The following is a 16,178-nucleotide window of genomic DNA, read 5'->3' on the forward strand; positions in this document are numbered from 1 at the left end:
AATTCAAATTAAATAAAAACATGATGAATAAATTTAAATCAATGCTTGCCCTTGGCATAGCGGTAACGGTTTTAGCAGCCTGTAGCAAAGACAAAGACGAACCAATTGTTGTTCCTCCACCATCAGATGGAAGCACCTTAACATTGAATGGCCTAATTGGTGCAGAAGCTGGAAGCAGTGCCGGCAATAGCGTTTATGTAGATTTTAGCAAAGATAAACAGACATCAATTGATAGAGATAGCTGGGATTTAGGATTTTATTCGGGAACGGATTTTAAAGTGATCCTAAATTCTACAAATGGGGCTTCTGCATTGGTTGTAAATAAAACAGATATCAACAGCGTTACTGCGGCAGATTTTGATCCAAATAAACTTAAAGTTGGTCAAGGTGCTGGTGTTTTGGATAACAAAGGAGGAGAGGTAATTGCTGTTGACGATCCGAGAGAACCTAATGTGTTGAACAAGCCTCTTATTGCTGCAGTTTCTACTACTGACGCAGATAATAAAGTTTATATCATCAATAGAAAAGGCGGTTCAGGTACTGTATTAGCTACAACTGAATTATTTAAAATCAGAATCTTGAGAAAAGGAAATGGCTATAGCTTACAATATGCAAAAGTAGGCGAAACAACCTTTAAAACTCTTGATGTTGTTAAGAATACAGAAACCAATTTTCAGTATGCATCACTGGTAAAAGGAAGTACTACCGTTGTTGAGCCTGCAAAAGCAGAGTGGGACTTAGTTTGGGGATGGTCTATGTATAAAACTCCTTTTACCGATCCGGTAACCGGTGTAGCAACTATGCTTCCTTATGGCTTTTCTGACCTTGTTTTTATCAATAATTTAGCTGGTGTAACTGCTGCAGAAGTTGCTACTGCCGATTTTACTTACGCAGCATTCACAGAGGCTAACCTTTCGAGCCCTAAAGTTGTATTCTCAACTTCAAGAGATGTTATCGGTTCAAACTGGCGTAATACCACAGGTACTATTGGCGTAAAAAACACAGTGTTCTATCTGGTAAAAGATGGTAATGGCAATGTTTACAAATTAAAATTTGTGAGTTTCCATACTGCTGACGGAGGTACTCGCGGCAAACCGGTTATCGAATATAAATTGGTTAAAAAAGCATAAATATTTCGGACGAATATTTAGTTAATAGTTTATTGTTTTGTTTAGGAGTTTGGCCTTCAGTTTTCTGGAGGCCATCTTCTTTTAAAAAGGTTTCTTGGGTAGCTGTTTTCAACAGGATAAGCTTAAGAAGGCTATCAACTAGAGTTTTGTCGGGAATTTTATTATTTTTAGTAAATCAACCAAATTATTTACCCCTATGAAACGCAGAAAATTTATTCAGTCGAGCTCATTGCTCTTGGCCAGCACCATTCCTTTAAATTTATTTTCGATGAACATCAATCGATCAGACAAAATACGTATTGCTGCAATTGGCATTAACGGCATGGGCTGGTCAAATTTAACCGCTCTGCTCAAAGACCCTCGGGCACAGTGCGTTGCCCTTTGCGACATAGATAAAGGAGTTTTAAGCAAAAAAGTGGCTGAGCTTGCCAAAAATAACATTACCGTAACAACAACTGGCGATTACAGAAAAATACTCGAAAACAAAGACATTGATGCGGTTGTAATTGGCACTCCTGATCATTGGCATTGCAAAATAATGATTGATGCGCTGGCCGCCGGCAAAGATGTTTATGTGGAAAAACCAGCAGGTAATTCTATAGCCGAATGTAATGAAATGATTGCAGCCCAGCAGAAATATAATAAAGTGGTACAGGTTGGCCAATGGCAACGAAGCCAAAAACACTTTGCCGATGCTATAGCTTATGTACATTCTGGTAAACTTGGCAATATTCGCTTGGTAAAAGCTTGGGCTTATCAGGGTTGGATGAAAGCCATACCTGTAGCAAGCGATAGCCCTGCGCCAGAAGGAGTTGATTACAGCATGTGGCTTGGCCCCGCTACAGCAAGACCTTTTAACCCAAACCGGTTCCACTTTAATTTTAGGTGGTTTTGGGACTATGCAGGTGGATTAATGACCGATTGGGGTGTACATATGATAGATTATGCGCTAATGGGGATGAAAGCTACTACTCCCAAAAGTATTGTTGCCTCTGGTGGTAAATTTGCCTATCCGGATGACGCTTCTGAAACACCAGATACCTTAACGGCTATTTACGAGTTTGACGGCTTTAACATGCAATGGGAGCATGCTACAGGCATTGATGATGGACCTTATGGCAGAACGCATGGTGTTGCGTTTATTGGGAATAACGGCACTTTGGTGCTCAATCGTCAGGGTTGGGAGGTTATTCCTGAGAAAGATGGAGGGAAAGATAAATTGGAAGCAGTTGCTTTACAAAAGGCGGTCGACAATGGCCTTCAGCTCCATGTAAAGAACTTTCTGGATGTGATCCAATCAAGAAAGATGGAAGATTTAAAAGCGCCAATACAGGCAGGTGCACATGTGGCCAATATTTGTCAAATGGGCAATATCGCCTACAGAACAGGAAAGAAAATATATTGGGATGCCACAAAAGGCAAGTTTACAGACAGTACTGCCAACAAATACTTATCAGCACAATACCATAATGGCTATAAAATGCCGAAGGTTTAATGTTAAGAAATAGATTTGTCACTCCATACAAAACTTGTCATCCAGAGCGCAGTGAAGGATCTACCTCTAGATGGATTTCTCCATTCGCCGGAATGACAAATTCATTTAATTAGCCAATAACCAGTCAGCTAATGAACCAATGACTAATGAACTATTTGAACTTATTGAACTTCCCAAAAACGCCCAAGGGCAATTTAACACCAGAAGTGGCCTGTAGGTAAAGTTCTCCAGTTTCTAGGTTTTGAACCTGCGGAAAAGAGGTTTTGATCAGGTTTTCTACAATTACAGAAGAGAAACCCAAAGAATAGGTATTCAGGATCAGGAAATGTTCTTCTTCATCTAGCAGCTGTACCACATCTTGCATCATTTCTTGGATATGATCTTCCAGTTTCCATTTTTCGCCATTTGGCCCATGGCCATAGGCAGGCGGATCTAGGATAATACCATTGTATTTTTTGCCGCGTTTCAATTCGCGCTTTACAAATTTTAAAGCATCTTCTACCACCCAACGAATGTCTTTCAGTTGCGAAAGTTCCTGGTTTTCGTTAGCCCAGTTTACTACCTGTTTAATCGAATCAACATGCGTGGTATCGGCTCCTGCCGCCTTGGCTGCTAAAGAAGCAGCGCCGGTATAGGCAAAAAGGTTCAAGACCTTTGGTGTAGGCGTTTTAAACTTTTTGATAGACGAAGAAATATAGTCCCAATTTACAGCCTGCTCCGGAAAAACACCCACATGTTTAAAAGAAGTGAGGCCCAAGCGCAGATTGATGCTGATTTCGTCGTTTTTATAATTCACATTCCAGCGATCTGGAATATTCTTGTCGTTTTTAAGCCACTCGCCAGTAGTTGCCGAGCGCCCCTTAAAATTGATATGGGTCTTCTTTTTCCACTCTTGTGGCGACCATGCTTTTTTCCAAACCGCTTGTGGCTCCGGACGAGAAAGTACCAGGTTGCCGAAGCGTTCCAGTTTTTCGAAGTCGCCACAGTCTAACAACTCATAATCTTTCCAGTGGGTTGGGGTAAGCAGGTTAATCATTGGTATTGAAATGTTGTAAGGTTAAAAGGTTGTTGAATGTTGTAAAATTAACTGTAAACTGAAAATTGTAAACTGCCAACTAAAGCTTGTCTTTGGCCGCTTTCATAAATCTGCTGGCAAACACAAAATCATTCAGTTCTTCAACATCTGTTTTGGCAATCTCTTTATTGGAGCCTTCCCAGAATTTTTTCCCTTCATGCAAAAATATAATGTAATCGCCAATACCCATTACCGAGTTCATATCGTGGGTAACTACGATGGTTGTGGTATTGTACTCTTCGGTAATTTCTTTGATCAATTCGTCAATTACAATAGAGGTTTTAGGGTCAAGGCCCGAGTTGGGCTCATCACAAAAAAGATATTTGGGATTCATGGCAATGGCCCGGGCAATACCCACACGCTTTTTCATCCCTCCCGAAAGTTCGGCTGGATACAATTTGTTTTTGCCTGCCAGGTTTACGCGCTCCAAACAGAAGTTAACACGATCTAGTTTTTCGCTTCTCGGCTGATCGGTAAACATATTCAAAGGAAACATGATGTTTTCTTCAACCGTCATCGAATCAAATAGGGCAGAGCCTTGAAAAAGCATGCCTATTTCTTTTCTGATCTCGATACGCTCTTCAAAATTGAGCTTGGTAAACTCCCTGTCGTCATAATACACTGTACCCTGCTCTGGTTGGTGCAGACCAATCATACATTTCAGCAAAGTCGTTTTTCCAGATCCAGATCCACCAATAATCAGATTGGTAACCCCTTCCTGAAATTTTCCCGAAATTCCTTTTAGCACTTCGTTATCGCCAAAAGATTTATGGATGTCTTTGATTTCGATCATAATAATAATTGGGTTACAATGTAATCACAAGCCAAAATACTGATACAGCTGATTACAACCGCTTTCGTACTGGCCTTGGCTACTTCTAGTGCGCCGCCTTTTACATAAAAGCCTTCGTAGGCAGGCACAGAGGTGATGATGAAACCAAAAACAAAGGCTTTAACCAATGCCACGGTAATGGTATAAGGGTTAAAATCTGTAGTAATACCTTGTATATATTCTGCTGGGGTAACAGCTCCAGAAAGTGTACCGCCAATATAACCACCGGTGATGCTCAAGAACATGGAAATGATAACCAAAACAGGTACCATGGTAATGCCGGCCAATATTTTAGGCAAGATCAGGTAACCTGGGGCATTGATCCCCATAATTTCCAAGGCATCGATCTGCTCGGTTACGCGCATGGTTCCAATTTCTGATGAAATAGCAGATCCGATTTTTCCGGCCAATACAATGGCACTGATGGTTGGACTTAATTCCAAGATACTCGAATCGCGGTTAACCGAACCAATAATGGTTTTAGGAATAAGGTCGCTCACCAGCTGGAAAGCAATCTGCAAGGTCATTACCGCCCCAATAAAGGTAGAGATGATACTGATTAGCCCCAAGGAGCCCCTGCCTATAAAATCCATTTCCTGAAAAATAGCCTTGAGGTAGATTTTCATCTTTTCAGGCCTTCTGAACGCTGCCTTGAGCAACAGGATATACTTGCCAAAATTGGTGAAGTTCATTTAATAAATGTAGCTCTAGTGTAAATACAATATTATACAAAGAAACAACAAAAAATGTTCTGCACTTATGTATTTATTAAAAAATATTATTGTTTCCCAATATTAATCCTCTTTTTTGCGATAAAAACATATCCCATCAGATGAATGCAATAGTTACTGGTGCAACTAAGGGAATTGGCAGAGCCATAGCCCTGCAACTGGCCGAAGAAGGCTATAATCTGGCTATATGTGCCAGGACAAAGAACGACTTGGATACCTTGAGCCAGGAATTAAGTGCAAAAGGCATTAAAGTAACAGCAGTTGCTACAGATTGCAGCCTCAAAGCCGAAGTGATGGCCTTCGCCAACAAGGCTAAAGAAGCTTTTGGCACCATTGATGTTTTGGTAAACAACGCAGGCACCTTTTTGCCAGGCAAGCTATTGGACGAAGCCGACGAAGCCTTTGAATTGCAGCAACAACTGAACCTCAACTGCAGCTATTACCTGTCTAAGTTTTTCGGAAAAATGATGCGCGAACAGCGAAAGGGGCATATTTTTAACATCTGCTCTGTAGCCAGCATCCAAACCGTTGAAAATGCAGGGAGTTACAGTGTAACAAAAGCGGCCATGTTAAGTCTTAATAATGTATTGCGGAAAGAATTAGCTCAATACAATGTAAAAGTAACGGCAGTTTTGCCAGGCTCTACATTAACAGCTTCTTGGGAAGGTACCACCATCGATCCAGCGCTTTTTGTACAGCCAACAGATATTGCCAGTTCTATTTGCTCCATTTTAAAACTTAGTGCCGGAGTAAATGTTGACGAGCTAATTTTGAAGCCATTGAATTTTAATTTATAAAAGGAGGCACCATGGAAAAGAGATTGTTTAGAAACGAGCACAACAAGGTTATTGCAGGCGTTTCGTCGGGGTTGGCAGATTACATGCAGGTAGATATAACGATCATCAGATTGTTGTTTGTGCTTTCTACCATATTTTTAGCAGGAACAGGCCTGTTGGTTTACATCATTATGTGGATTGTAGTTCCTGTAAACAACGATCCGGTAGCACGCTACAATAAGTTCAACGAATTTTATCAAAAAAACCAAGATAACGCCATGTTCAATTCGCCAAATGCCTTTAACAATCCAGCCAACGCTGGCGAGCAAACCAAATGGAATACGCCTAATGCAGGCCCTGAGTTTAACGCTTTCGATCAAAACAATTTTAAGCAGTTTTCTAAAGGCAACGACACGGGTCGCACCATCGGTGGATTGATATTATTGATTTTGGGTATATACTTTTTGTTGAAACAGCTTGGCTTTATGCCAGAATGGTTTAACATCTTTAAAATCTACAAGCTTTGGCCACTGGCAATCGTTGCAGTGGGTATCAGCCTGATCTTTAGGAACCAAAGAAGAACAGAGTGGGACAATTTTAAGAAAACCACTGCAGAAGCACAGCGCAATACCGAAGAAGTTAAGCCACCGGTAGAGGATTTTGTTGCAACGGAAAAGAAAGATCCAGAGCAGCCAAGTGCATAAACGATAATCAACCTGTTAATTAATTAAATCGCGATAGATAGTTGGAATGCCGACTATGGACATCGCTTACCACATAAAACTTACGAAGATGAAATTTGATAAAATCATATGGGGCGTACTGCTATTGTTTATCGGTGGTGTGCTATTGTTAGATAACTTTAACGTAATTGAATTCTATTGGCGCAACGTTTGGAGCTTTTGGCCTGTGTTTCTGATCATATTGGGTATCAATATCCTTTTTAACAGAAACAATTCGCAAACCGGAAGCGTGATTTCTTTGGGTATTTTAGTCATTACTTTATGCATCTTGTTTGTAAAAGGGCAGGAAAGACCAACGCATGGCTTCTGGTGGAACCATTCTAGAGACAACATCAGCGTAGATATTGATGATGATGACCATGATGATGGAGACTACAGCAAACTTCATTTTTCAGAACCTCTAATTGCAGGAGATACCGCCAAAAAAACAGTACTGAATATTTCTGGAGGCGGAACTTCGTTCGAGCTGAAAGGCGAAACAGACAGCTTGTTCTCGGCAGAGGTAAAAAGAAGGTTTGGTAATTTTTCTTTAACCAAAACTACTTCAGATAGCGTAAATACACTTGTTTTTAGAACCCATGATAAAGACAAAAAACAAAGATGGTCTATCGGCGACGGGGGCAACAGCGTAGATGTTTATTTGAATACAGCTCCAGTTTGGCAGATGGATATGAACATGGGTGCCGGAGAAATAGATTTCGACTTGAGCAAATACAAAGTAAGGACATTGAACTTTGATGGCGGCGCTGCAGAACTGAAAATCAAATTGGGCGATTTGTTGCCGATTACCGATGTGAACGTTAAAACCGGCGTGGCTGATGTGAAAGTCCGCATTCCACAAGGTTCAGGCTGCCGCATCAAAACCAAAACCGGCTTATCGTCAAAAGATTTTACCGGCTTTACCAAAATTAGCGAAGGGGTGTACGAAACGCCAAATTACCAGACTTCTGGCAAAAAGATCTTCATCAATTTTGATGGCGGACTAAGCAGCTTCGAAGTAGATAGATACTAATTGCGTTTGCAGGTTGCGAATAGGATTAAGTATATTTATCGTTCGAAACTCTTCAAATAAGGTAAATGGAATATACCGTAGTAATTAATGGCAGGCCACAGGGACCTTACAGTTTAGAACAACTTAAAGAATTAGCCATCCAACCGGGTACCTTTATCAGAAAACCCGGAATGGACGATTATAAAGAAGCTCACGAGTTTACAGAACTTCGTGAGCTTTTAGGTTTTAGCTATCAGCAAACAGCGCCACAATATTTTGCTTCTTTTGATCAGCGCCTGATGGCTTCGGCAATCGATTATTTTATGTTGCTGATTGCTTACGTGCTGATAGTGCTCTGTATTTACATTTTTGTAGAAAATAAGATGTTCCGCATCGGCAGCGTGCTTTTTTTTATGCTGCTTATTCCCTTGGCCAAGTTTGTTTACGGCAGCATTGCAGAAGCTTCTTCCAAACAGGCCACCATTGGCAAGCGCCTGATGGATATCAAGGTAACTGATTTAATGGGCAACAGGATTTCCTTTGGCGTATCGGTTGCCAGAAACCTGGCTAAGATTATATCTGTTTTGCCGGTTTTTATGGGGTATTTGTATTGTTTCCTCAATAAAAAGCAACAATGCTTGCATGATACTTTTGTTGATACCCTGGTAGTTAAACAGCGGCTGCTGTAAGATGGAAAATGTAAGATGTGAGATGGGAGAGGCAGTTTAGCCATAAGCTAATGAGCCAACGGAGCCACTTCCTTTATGTATTAAACCTTATTGGAGCAGATACGAAATGTAATGGAGTACAGCGGAAAGAAGGGCTACAATTGCCGATAAACAGTTCCACTGTTTTCCAAATTAGAAAAAGCTTGAGATTTTAGGATACAATCAATTTAACTAATACAGCCACCTAACAATTGGCAACAATATAACAATACGTCAATATAACAATTCAACATAAAGCGTATCTTTGTACCGCATGCAAAAAGTAGTTAATCTCGATCCTTTAGCTGGTGTTTATTGCAACAGTTTAACCCGCTATTCTCGTTTTCTAACCAGAGAAGTGTCTATTGGAAATATCCCTATGGGCGGATTGAACCCCATTCGTATCCAATCTATGACCACCACCGATACCATGGATACCCTAGCTACGGTGGAGCAGACCATCAGGATGGTAGAATCGGGTTGCGAGTATGTGCGCATTACGGCACCAAGCATTAAAGAGGCTGAAAATTTGGCCAACATCAAGAAAGAATTGCGTGCCCGTGGCTATGATGTGCCTTTGGTGGCCGATATTCATTTTACGCCCAATGCGGCCGAATCTGCCGCACGCATTGTAGAAAAAGTACGTATCAATCCGGGCAATTATGCCGATAAGAAACGTTTCGAAAATATAGAATATACAACAGATGCCTATCAGGCAGAGCTAGAACGCATTTATAAGAAGTTTGCGCCCCTGGTTAGAATCTGTAAGGAATATGGTACAGCCATGCGCATTGGGACCAATCATGGTTCTTTGTCCGATCGCATTATGAGCCACTATGGCGATACGCCAAGAGGGATGGTCGAATCGGCGATGGAATTTATCCGCATGTGCGAAGACCTCAACTACTACAACCTCGTTATCTCGATGAAAGCGAGCAATACACAGGTAATGGTGCAGGCCTATCGCTTGCTGGTAGAAACCATGGTAAAAGAGGGTATGAATTATCCCCTGCACTTGGGCGTTACCGAAGCCGGCGATGGCGAAGATGGCCGTATCAAATCGGCAGTAGGCATTGGCACTTTGCTGGCCGATGGATTGGGCGATACCATTCGTGTTTCCTTAACGGAAGACCCCGAATTTGAAGCGCCGGTAGCCAAGGCATTGGCCGATAGGTTTGAGAAGAGGGGGGAGTCAGAAGTCAGGAGTCAGGAGTCTGAAGTCAACGTTCAACGCCCAACGCCAATCGCCAATAGCGAAACGCTCAACACTGATCGCCTAACGTACGATCCTTTTCAGTATTCAAGACGTGTTACGCAACCAATAGGGCAAATAGGCGGTCATTTTCATCCTGTGGTAATGGCCGATGTAACCCAACAAAACCTCAAAGACCCTTATTTCCTTGGTCAGCTGGGCTATAATTACAGTGCTGGGTTAGACAAATACAATATTTCTGATTTGGCCTGCGATTTGGTTTATCTGGGCGATGAACTGCCTTCGTTTTCTTTTCCTGGTGGATTGAAACAGGTTTATAACTATAAAACTTGGCTAAAGCTAAAAGATAAATACAATTGCCATCCTTTATTTAGCTGGCAAGAATATCAGGAAGTAGCATTAAAAGACGAGGCGCTTAATTTTGTGCATCTCCATGCTGCGGATTTTTCGCCGGCAGATCTTTCGTTGTTGCAACCGGGAACAGTTATCGTTTTAGAAACTGCATTAGCAATGGGCATGCAGGAGCAAAGGGCATTTTTTGCGGCTTTACAGGCTCAAAGTTGCCAGATACCTGTAATCATCAAAAGAACTTATACAAATGTTGATTCTGATCAGCTCATGCTTTACGCAGCCAGCGATATGGGAGCTTTGCTTACCGATGGCTTTGGCGATGGCATTTGGATTGATGCACCTCAGAATGATTTAAAGTTGATCAATTCGGTAAGCTTTGGGATACTACAGGCAACACGAACCAGGATTTCTAAAACCGAATATATTTCTTGCCCTAGCTGCGGCCGTACTTTATTCGATCTGCAGGAAACCACGCAATACATTCGTGCAAAAACGGATCACCTCAAAGGCATTAAAATTGCCATCATGGGCTGTATCGTAAACGGCCCTGGAGAGATGGCCGATGCCGATTACGGCTATGTAGGCACCGGACCAGGAAAAATAACCCTTTACCGCGGCAAAGAGGTGGTAAAGAAAAACGTGAATACACCATCGGCACTTGATGAGCTCATCGAAATCATCAAGGAAGACGGCAACTGGATCCAACCTGCACTTGTTGTTTAGCACATGAAGAAATTACTGGCCCTGCTTGCGTTGACATTTGTTTTTCAGTTGGTTTGTGGTCAAGAGTTGCAAAAAGACAAGGCCGATAGATTAGAACTGATCAATGCCAATATCAACAAGTTCTTTTATAACCAGCAGACAGGCTTGTATGTAGAAAATACAGGAAAAACCGAACATCAGTTTTCTTACTTATGGCCGTTATGTGCGCTGATCCAAGCAGAGAACGAGGTGGAGGCAGTAAAAGGTCAAGCACACCTGACTCAGGTACTCAAAGCCATCAAGCAATATTACAATCCAAAAGCTCCGGCACCAGGCTATCAGGCTTTGCCCTATCAATTTAAAAAAGATACCCGCTTTTACGACGATAACCAATGGATCGCCATTGCTTGTCTGGATGCCTTTAAACGAACAAAAGATAAGTTCTATCTGGCACAGGCAAAGCTGATTTATACCTTCATGATGACCGGTTATGATACGCAGGCCGGTGGTGGCCTGTACTGGGAAGAAGGCAAGCTAGATAGCAAAAATACCTGTTCTAACGGCCCAGGGATCATTGTGGCCTTAAGGTTGTTCGAAACAACCAAAGACAAAAGCTATTTAGAAAGTGCCCTAAAAATCTATAACTGGGTTAACAAACATCTTCGCTCGCCAAAGGGCTTGTTCTACGATGCCATCAAAATCCCTTCCTTAAAGATCGATTCGGCTTTGTACACTTATAATACCGGTACCATGCTGCAATCAAACGTATTGCTGTACCAGCTTACCAAAGACAAGAAATATTTGGATGAAGCCTACCTGATTGCCAAATCGGCCAAATCGCATTTCTTTAAAAACGGACGCCTGCCACAAGAATATTGGTTCAATGCCGTGATGCTAAGGGGCTTTGTTGAGCTTTACCAATTGGACAAGGACAAGGGATGGGTAGATTTTTTTATGGAAGATGCCAAGCAAATTTGGCAGACTGAAACTGATGAGCATGGTTTGATTGGCCGTAAACCAGCTAAACGCCTGATCGATCAGGCCGCAATGTTAGAGATTTTTGCCACATTTAAGCGGCTGGGACTTTCTTAGTTTCCCCAAGCGGTAAGCACAACTTTTCTGCTTCCTCCATGGTTTCGGTGCTCGCAAAGGTAAATTCCTTGCCAAGTGCCCAATGCCGGCTTGCCGTTGCTGATCGGAATCAATACAGCGCTGCCCAATAACGCTGCTTTGAGATGGGCAGGCATATCATCTGATCCTTCGTAATCATGCTCATAATCGGGGTCGTTTTCGGGAACTGCTTTGTTGAACCACATTTCAAAATCTTCCCTCACTGTTGGGTCGGCATTTTCGTTGATGGTTAACGAAGCAGAAGTATGTTGGATAAAAACCTGGAGCATCCCAATTTTTAAATTCTTGATTTCGGGGATGGCTTGCAAAATCTCATCTGTTACTAAGTGAAAACCCCGGCTCCTTGCCCTTAAGCTAATGGAGTGCTGAAATAGTTGCATAGCGTGTTTATTAATATTTAAAATCTTCCCGTACCGGACTAAAAATATCAAGCAAAGTACAATCGGTAATGGCCTTGCCGCCATGTGGTACACCTCCCGGGATGAGCACAAACTTGCCGGTGTCTAAAAGCTGAGTCTCCTCACCAATCGTCATTTCAAATTGGCCTTTTAGCACAAAGGCGCATTGGTGGTGTGGGTGGCTATGGATCGGTGAATCGCTACCGGCCTTGATGTCTATAAAATTGATGGTGTTGTGTTCGGTATGGATCAGTTTAGAAAAGAAGCCTGGGGTCATTTCCTTTACTTCGATATCGGCAAATTCGCGGAAAATTTCATTCATGCCCTAAAGTTAAGGAAAAAATGGAAATAGGCTTAAAGCACAAATTGATTGGCTTGCAAAGAGGTTGTAGAATCAACTTAAGCCGGCGGAGATGCCAACAAATAATTGGTAGGGAAATTTGTTTAGATGATTGTTGGTGTGTTGGTCAATAATCTAAAGCCTGCATCCCCGCCGGCAAATAAGCTAATTTAAGCCACAGATAAAATCAGGTTAACAAAACGAAAAAGAGTAAAACTGTGAATCTGTGGCTATGGGTTTAATGTTAGCGATCCCGCCAACAAAGAGCTGAGGGGCTACCAATTTTTTAGGCAAGCCATCACTAAAGAATCGTTTACAATAGGGCTTTTGCTTTCCGTTAATTGTTTTAATATGCTGTTCAAGCCTTCTTTTACTTTTGGCCTGTCTATCTTAATTCGTTTACCCAAAACGGCTTCTTGATAAATCAGTTCTTGCTTGGCGTTGTAAAACTTAACGATCGAATTCTTTGGCGTTTTCACATTGCTTTCTATTACCCATGTGGGGAAGTCGGCTTTGCTGTTTTTATCCTGTGCATGTGCACCTAAGGCCACAAAGGCTGTTAGTAAGGTGCTGATGATAAATGTTTTCATTTGCTTGAATTTTTACCTAAACTAAAAAGGTTCTTATTTTAATCTTAATAGTATAGCCAAAAGCAGGTATGGTGTTGTCCAAAACAAGAATTTTGGCTATCAACGTCACAAATGCTTTTTTTATGCTTTTAAATGCTCTTTCTAAGTTGTTGGTCTACAAAACCTTGCCGTTTGTCGATAAGTGCTTGCGCAAGAAGCAGATTTGGCTTGGGAAGATTATTTTTGTACAATGGCAACCCATCCAATTTTCGCAACATCGGCTGTTACGCCTAAAAGGATTGTCTTGCACATTGCTTTTTGGATAGCTGTGTGGGGATTAACCTCATTTGTATACGGCTATCAAAAATACGATCTGCTATTGTCCTTAAGGGTCAACCTCTGTTACCTGCCTGTACATATCCTGTATTTTTATACACTTGCCTATGTGCTTACGCCTAAATTTCTTTTTAAAAAGCGTTATTTTACTTTTTTTGTACTTCTTATAGCCAGTTTTTTTATCATTCCCTTGCTTAACAGGATTGTTGGTATTTATATTTTTGAGCCTAGTTTCGATGCTTATCTGATTAGCAGGGGGCAAGAGGCCTGGGATAGGGGAAACCCTGCATTTTGGCCTCGTTTTACCAATATGTCGGCTTACCTCAGTGCGTTGAAGGGGGCTAATTTTATTGTATGGTTTGCCGTGGTTATCAAGTTCTTTAAGCTTTGGTACGAGCGTCACCACATTGCCTTACAGGCTGAACTCAGTTTGCTGAAAGGTCAGATCCATCCGCACTTTTTATTTAATACCTTGAATAACCTTTATGCGTTAACGCTCAACAATTCTCCAAAATCCCCTCAAATTGTGTTGGGTCTTTCAGAAATATTAAGGTATATGCTTTATGAGTGCAATGTGGAGAGCATTTCGCTGAAAAAAGATGTGAATATTTTAGAAAGCTATATTATGATTGAGCAACTCCGTTATGAAGAACGCCTAGAGGTAAGCTTTACAAAAAGCGGAGCAATGGAGCAATATCAAATTACCCCTTTATTGCTCTTGCCACTGGTAGAAAACGCCTTTAAGCATGGGGCTGGCGAAAAGCTGGGAGAGGCTTGGATCAATATAGACCTCTCGTTAAGAGGGAACCTGCTCAAGTTTAAAATCTCTAATAGCAAGGATGAGACAGGAAGTACTAAAGGTGTTGCCGATTATGGAAACATAGGATTGGAAAATGTGAAGAAACGACTTAATATCATTTATCCTCAAGGGCATCATATCAGGATTTTTAACGAAGAAGAAGTTTTTGCGGTTATTTTAGAAATAGACCTCGATAAAAGAATTAACTTGTGGTGATGAAAATCAGGACCCTCATTGTCGATGATGAACCTCATGCTATAGAAATTATAGAGAATTACCTGCAAAATTTTGCGGCTATAGAGATTGTGGCCAAATGTTCCGATGCCATTAAGGCTTTTCAGGTATTGCAGCAAAAAACGGTCGACCTCATATTTCTGGATGTAAAAATGCCCGGTTTAACGGGAGTGGATTTGGTGAAGAGTTTAAAAAATCCACCACAAATTATTTTTACTACGGCTTATAGCGAATACGCAGTTGATGGTTTTGAACTCAACGCACTCGATTACCTGGTTAAACCGATTCCTTTTGACCGCTTTCTGAAAGCCATGGATAAGGCGTTAAAGCATTTTGGAAACCAAAAAAAGAGCATTGTAACGGAGAAAGAGCGCAGCGTGGGCACCGATAAATTCCTTTACCTCAAAGTAGACCGAAAAATGGTAAAGATTAACGTGAACGAGGTTTGTTGGATCGAAAGCGTGAAAGATTACGTTAAGGTGGTACTTGCCGATAAGGTTTATATCTCTAAACAAAAAATCAGTCTTTTAGAAGAACTCTTGCCAGAAGATAAATTTTGTCGTATCCATCGTTCGTTTATCATCGCTATTGACAAGGTAGAAAGCTATTATGCCTATGCCGTAGAAATTTTGGGCAAAGAACTGCCTATAGGTCGAAACTACAAGCAAAATGCACAACGATGCCTCAAAGACCTGCAGTATTAATGCATACAGCTTATAATCCATTCAAGAAAACGAGGCATTTCTCGCAAACCTGTAAAAGTTGTGTTGGCAGGCTTTGCCCGGTATAAGGATGAGAAGCTCCGTAAACATGGTTGGCCCCTTCGATTTTAATCAATCTGCTAGCCGGATTTGCACCGGCCAATTGCTGCGCAGTTTCAAAAGGTACATTTACGTCTTCATCACCCTGCACAATTAGCCAAGGAATATTGATTTTCTTTGCAGCTGCTAAAATGTTCAGCTTTTCTTGGTTGGCTTCAAAATCTTCGAGTAGGCTTACATTTAAAGGCATTTTTTCTTTAGTTCGGGCATTTACAACATAGATTTTGCCTTCTTTGCGCCACTCCTCCTCTCTAGATTTTCCCCAAAGGCTACTGAAATCGGAAATGGCACTCCAGGTAATCAATGCTTTGATGTGCGGATTGCTGGCCGCCTGTAAAATGCTTAATCCGCCACCACGGCTGTGTCCAATCAGGTAGATCTCTTTTGCCTTTAGGTTTTGCAGGGCATAATTGATAACCAGGTCTACATCTATCATTTCCTTTGAAACGGTATTCGACGCGAAAATTTCCAGGTCGTTTACGTCATTCGGCTGCTCAGGCTTTACGCCGCTGTGCGAAAGGTTAAACTTCAGGTAACGGTAGCCATTTTGTGCAAAATAACGGGCAACCAGGTTATGCGCACCCCAATCTTTGAAGCCTTTAAAGCCATGTACAAAGATAACGAGGGCTGCGTTTGTATTCTTAACGTCATAAGTAAGATCGCCAATTATGGTTTTTCCGCTGACGCCTATCAATGAAAATTCTTCCTGATGTATCATATCTGCTCAAAAACTATGTTTAATACTTATAACAAATATAAAAATAGGCAATTTGTTTGTGCTAGTCTAATTTAAAACCTTTCTAA

The 16,178-nt window shown here is 41.4% G+C and carries 17 protein-coding genes; 10 read left to right on the plus strand and 7 right to left on the minus strand.

Translation table 11 applies throughout. The annotated features are described in order from the left end of the window. The first annotated feature begins 20 nt into the window (after window positions 1-20). Window positions 21-1,130: an HmuY family protein gene (locus AC570H_RS00870; RefSeq protein WP_497350736.1), complete on the plus strand. Its 1,110-nt coding sequence runs from the start codon at window positions 21-23 to the stop codon at window positions 1,128-1,130. Window positions 1,131-1,326: 196 nt separating this feature from the next. After that, entirely contained in the window at window positions 1,327-2,625 is a 1,299-nt protein-coding gene (locus AC570H_RS00875) for a Gfo/Idh/MocA family protein (protein ID WP_497350738.1), read from the plus strand. Window positions 2,626-2,776: 151 nt separating this feature from the next. Here the strand turns inward: AC570H_RS00875 and AC570H_RS00880 are convergent, their stop codons facing one another. The 3 genes from AC570H_RS00880 to AC570H_RS00890 form a co-directional block, all read right to left on the minus strand. Continuing rightward, entirely contained in the window at window positions 2,777-3,661 is an 885-nt protein-coding gene (locus tag AC570H_RS00880) for a class I SAM-dependent methyltransferase (protein ID WP_497350740.1), read from the minus strand. Between the two features lie 79 nt (window positions 3,662-3,740). Beyond that, window positions 3,741-4,493, minus strand: a complete 753-nt coding sequence (locus AC570H_RS00885) for an ABC transporter ATP-binding protein (RefSeq protein ID WP_497350742.1) — start codon at window positions 4,491-4,493, stop codon at window positions 3,741-3,743. Continuing rightward, window positions 4,490-5,224: an MlaE family ABC transporter permease gene (locus tag AC570H_RS00890; RefSeq protein ID WP_497350744.1), complete on the minus strand. Its 735-nt coding sequence runs from the start codon at window positions 5,222-5,224 to the stop codon at window positions 4,490-4,492. The genes AC570H_RS00885 and AC570H_RS00890 overlap by 4 nt, the downstream gene beginning before the upstream one ends. Before the next feature lie 140 nt (window positions 5,225-5,364). On the opposite strand from AC570H_RS00890, the gene AC570H_RS00895 reads away from it, so the two are divergent. The 6 genes from AC570H_RS00895 to AC570H_RS00920 all read left to right on the plus strand — a co-directional run bounded on the left by AC570H_RS00895 (window position 5,365) and on the right by AC570H_RS00920 (window position 11,838). After that, the gene (locus tag AC570H_RS00895) at window positions 5,365-6,060 is read left to right on the plus strand and encodes an SDR family oxidoreductase (protein WP_497350746.1); all 696 of its coding nucleotides are present in this window, start codon (window positions 5,365-5,367) and stop codon (window positions 6,058-6,060) included. 11 nt (window positions 6,061-6,071) lie between these two features. Beyond that, window positions 6,072-6,743, plus strand: coding sequence for a PspC domain-containing protein (locus tag AC570H_RS00900; RefSeq protein ID WP_497350748.1), 672 nt, complete (start codon window positions 6,072-6,074; stop codon window positions 6,741-6,743). 88 nt (window positions 6,744-6,831) lie between these two features. After that, the gene (locus AC570H_RS00905; RefSeq protein WP_497350750.1) at window positions 6,832-7,794 is read left to right on the plus strand and encodes a toast rack family protein; all 963 of its coding nucleotides are present in this window, start codon (window positions 6,832-6,834) and stop codon (window positions 7,792-7,794) included. 65 nt (window positions 7,795-7,859) lie between these two features. Beyond that, complete coding sequence (locus AC570H_RS00910) at window positions 7,860-8,462, plus strand: RDD family protein (protein ID WP_497350752.1); 603 nt, start codon at window positions 7,860-7,862, stop codon at window positions 8,460-8,462. Between the two features lie 292 nt (window positions 8,463-8,754). Further along, window positions 8,755-10,767, plus strand: a complete 2,013-nt coding sequence (gene ispG, locus AC570H_RS00915) for a (E)-4-hydroxy-3-methylbut-2-enyl-diphosphate synthase (RefSeq protein ID WP_497350754.1) — start codon at window positions 8,755-8,757, stop codon at window positions 10,765-10,767. 3 nt (window positions 10,768-10,770) lie between these two features. Further along, window positions 10,771-11,838 carry a glycoside hydrolase family 76 protein gene (locus AC570H_RS00920; RefSeq protein WP_497350756.1) on the plus strand — a complete coding sequence of 356 codons (1,068 nt, stop codon included), beginning with the start codon at window positions 10,771-10,773 and terminating at the stop codon, window positions 11,836-11,838. On the opposite strand, the gene AC570H_RS00925 is transcribed toward AC570H_RS00920, so the two are convergent. The 3 genes from AC570H_RS00925 to AC570H_RS00935 form a co-directional block, all read right to left on the minus strand. Further along, window positions 11,835-12,257, minus strand: coding sequence for a secondary thiamine-phosphate synthase enzyme YjbQ (locus AC570H_RS00925; RefSeq protein WP_497350758.1), 423 nt, complete (start codon window positions 12,255-12,257; stop codon window positions 11,835-11,837). The genes AC570H_RS00920 and AC570H_RS00925 overlap by 4 nt on opposite strands. A gap of 10 nt (window positions 12,258-12,267) precedes the next feature. Continuing rightward, complete coding sequence (locus tag AC570H_RS00930) at window positions 12,268-12,597, minus strand: cupin domain-containing protein (protein WP_497350760.1); 330 nt, start codon at window positions 12,595-12,597, stop codon at window positions 12,268-12,270. Window positions 12,598-12,890: 293 nt separating this feature from the next. Next, window positions 12,891-13,205 carry a hypothetical protein gene (locus AC570H_RS00935; RefSeq protein WP_497350762.1) on the minus strand — a complete coding sequence of 105 codons (315 nt, stop codon included), beginning with the start codon at window positions 13,203-13,205 and terminating at the stop codon, window positions 12,891-12,893. A gap of 229 nt (window positions 13,206-13,434) precedes the next feature. On the opposite strand from AC570H_RS00935, the gene AC570H_RS00940 reads away from it, so the two are divergent. Together AC570H_RS00940 and AC570H_RS00945 are read left to right on the plus strand one after the other, a co-directional pair. Then, window positions 13,435-14,535, plus strand: a complete 1,101-nt coding sequence (locus AC570H_RS00940; protein ID WP_497350764.1) for a sensor histidine kinase — start codon at window positions 13,435-13,437, stop codon at window positions 14,533-14,535. Beyond that, entirely contained in the window at window positions 14,535-15,257 is a 723-nt protein-coding gene (locus AC570H_RS00945; RefSeq protein ID WP_497350766.1) for a LytR/AlgR family response regulator transcription factor, read from the plus strand. Before AC570H_RS00940 ends, AC570H_RS00945 begins: the two co-directional genes overlap by 1 nt. A gap of 10 nt (window positions 15,258-15,267) precedes the next feature. On the opposite strand, the gene AC570H_RS00950 is transcribed toward AC570H_RS00945, so the two are convergent. Continuing rightward, window positions 15,268-16,092: an alpha/beta hydrolase family protein gene (locus AC570H_RS00950; protein WP_497350768.1), complete on the minus strand. Its 825-nt coding sequence runs from the start codon at window positions 16,090-16,092 to the stop codon at window positions 15,268-15,270. Window positions 16,093-16,178 lie beyond the last annotated feature (86 nt).

The sequence above is a fragment of the Pedobacter sp. B4419 genome (assembly GCF_059693725.1).

Bases quoted from the DNA above. Each gene is read 5' to 3' on its own strand.
- AC570H_RS00910 (WP_497350752.1), top strand. From the start codon at position 7,860: ATGGAATATACCGTAGTAATTAATGGCAGGCCACAGGGACCTTACAGT.
- AC570H_RS00870 (WP_497350736.1), top strand. From the start codon at position 21: ATGATGAATAAATTTAAATCAATGCTTGCCCTTGGCATAGCGGTAACG.
- AC570H_RS00925 (WP_497350758.1), bottom strand. From the start codon at position 12,257: ATGCAACTATTTCAGCACTCCATTAGCTTAAGGGCAAGGAGCCGGGGT.
- AC570H_RS00920 (WP_497350756.1), top strand. From the start codon at position 10,771: ATGAAGAAATTACTGGCCCTGCTTGCGTTGACATTTGTTTTTCAGTTG.
- AC570H_RS00940 (WP_497350764.1), top strand. From the start codon at position 13,435: ATGGCAACCCATCCAATTTTCGCAACATCGGCTGTTACGCCTAAAAGG.
- AC570H_RS00905 (WP_497350750.1), top strand. From the start codon at position 6,832: ATGAAATTTGATAAAATCATATGGGGCGTACTGCTATTGTTTATCGGT.
- AC570H_RS00950 (WP_497350768.1), bottom strand. From the start codon at position 16,092: ATGATACATCAGGAAGAATTTTCATTGATAGGCGTCAGCGGAAAAACC.
- AC570H_RS00895 (WP_497350746.1), top strand. From the start codon at position 5,365: ATGAATGCAATAGTTACTGGTGCAACTAAGGGAATTGGCAGAGCCATA.
- AC570H_RS00875 (WP_497350738.1), top strand. From the start codon at position 1,327: ATGAAACGCAGAAAATTTATTCAGTCGAGCTCATTGCTCTTGGCCAGC.
- AC570H_RS00935 (WP_497350762.1), bottom strand. From the start codon at position 13,205: ATGAAAACATTTATCATCAGCACCTTACTAACAGCCTTTGTGGCCTTA.
- AC570H_RS00885 (WP_497350742.1), bottom strand. From the start codon at position 4,493: ATGATCGAAATCAAAGACATCCATAAATCTTTTGGCGATAACGAAGTG.
- ispG (WP_497350754.1), top strand. From the start codon at position 8,755: ATGCAAAAAGTAGTTAATCTCGATCCTTTAGCTGGTGTTTATTGCAAC.
- AC570H_RS00880 (WP_497350740.1), bottom strand. From the start codon at position 3,661: ATGATTAACCTGCTTACCCCAACCCACTGGAAAGATTATGAGTTGTTA.
- AC570H_RS00930 (WP_497350760.1), bottom strand. From the start codon at position 12,597: ATGAATGAAATTTTCCGCGAATTTGCCGATATCGAAGTAAAGGAAATG.
- AC570H_RS00945 (WP_497350766.1), top strand. From the start codon at position 14,535: ATGAAAATCAGGACCCTCATTGTCGATGATGAACCTCATGCTATAGAA.
- AC570H_RS00900 (WP_497350748.1), top strand. From the start codon at position 6,072: ATGGAAAAGAGATTGTTTAGAAACGAGCACAACAAGGTTATTGCAGGC.
- AC570H_RS00890 (WP_497350744.1), bottom strand. From the start codon at position 5,224: ATGAACTTCACCAATTTTGGCAAGTATATCCTGTTGCTCAAGGCAGCG.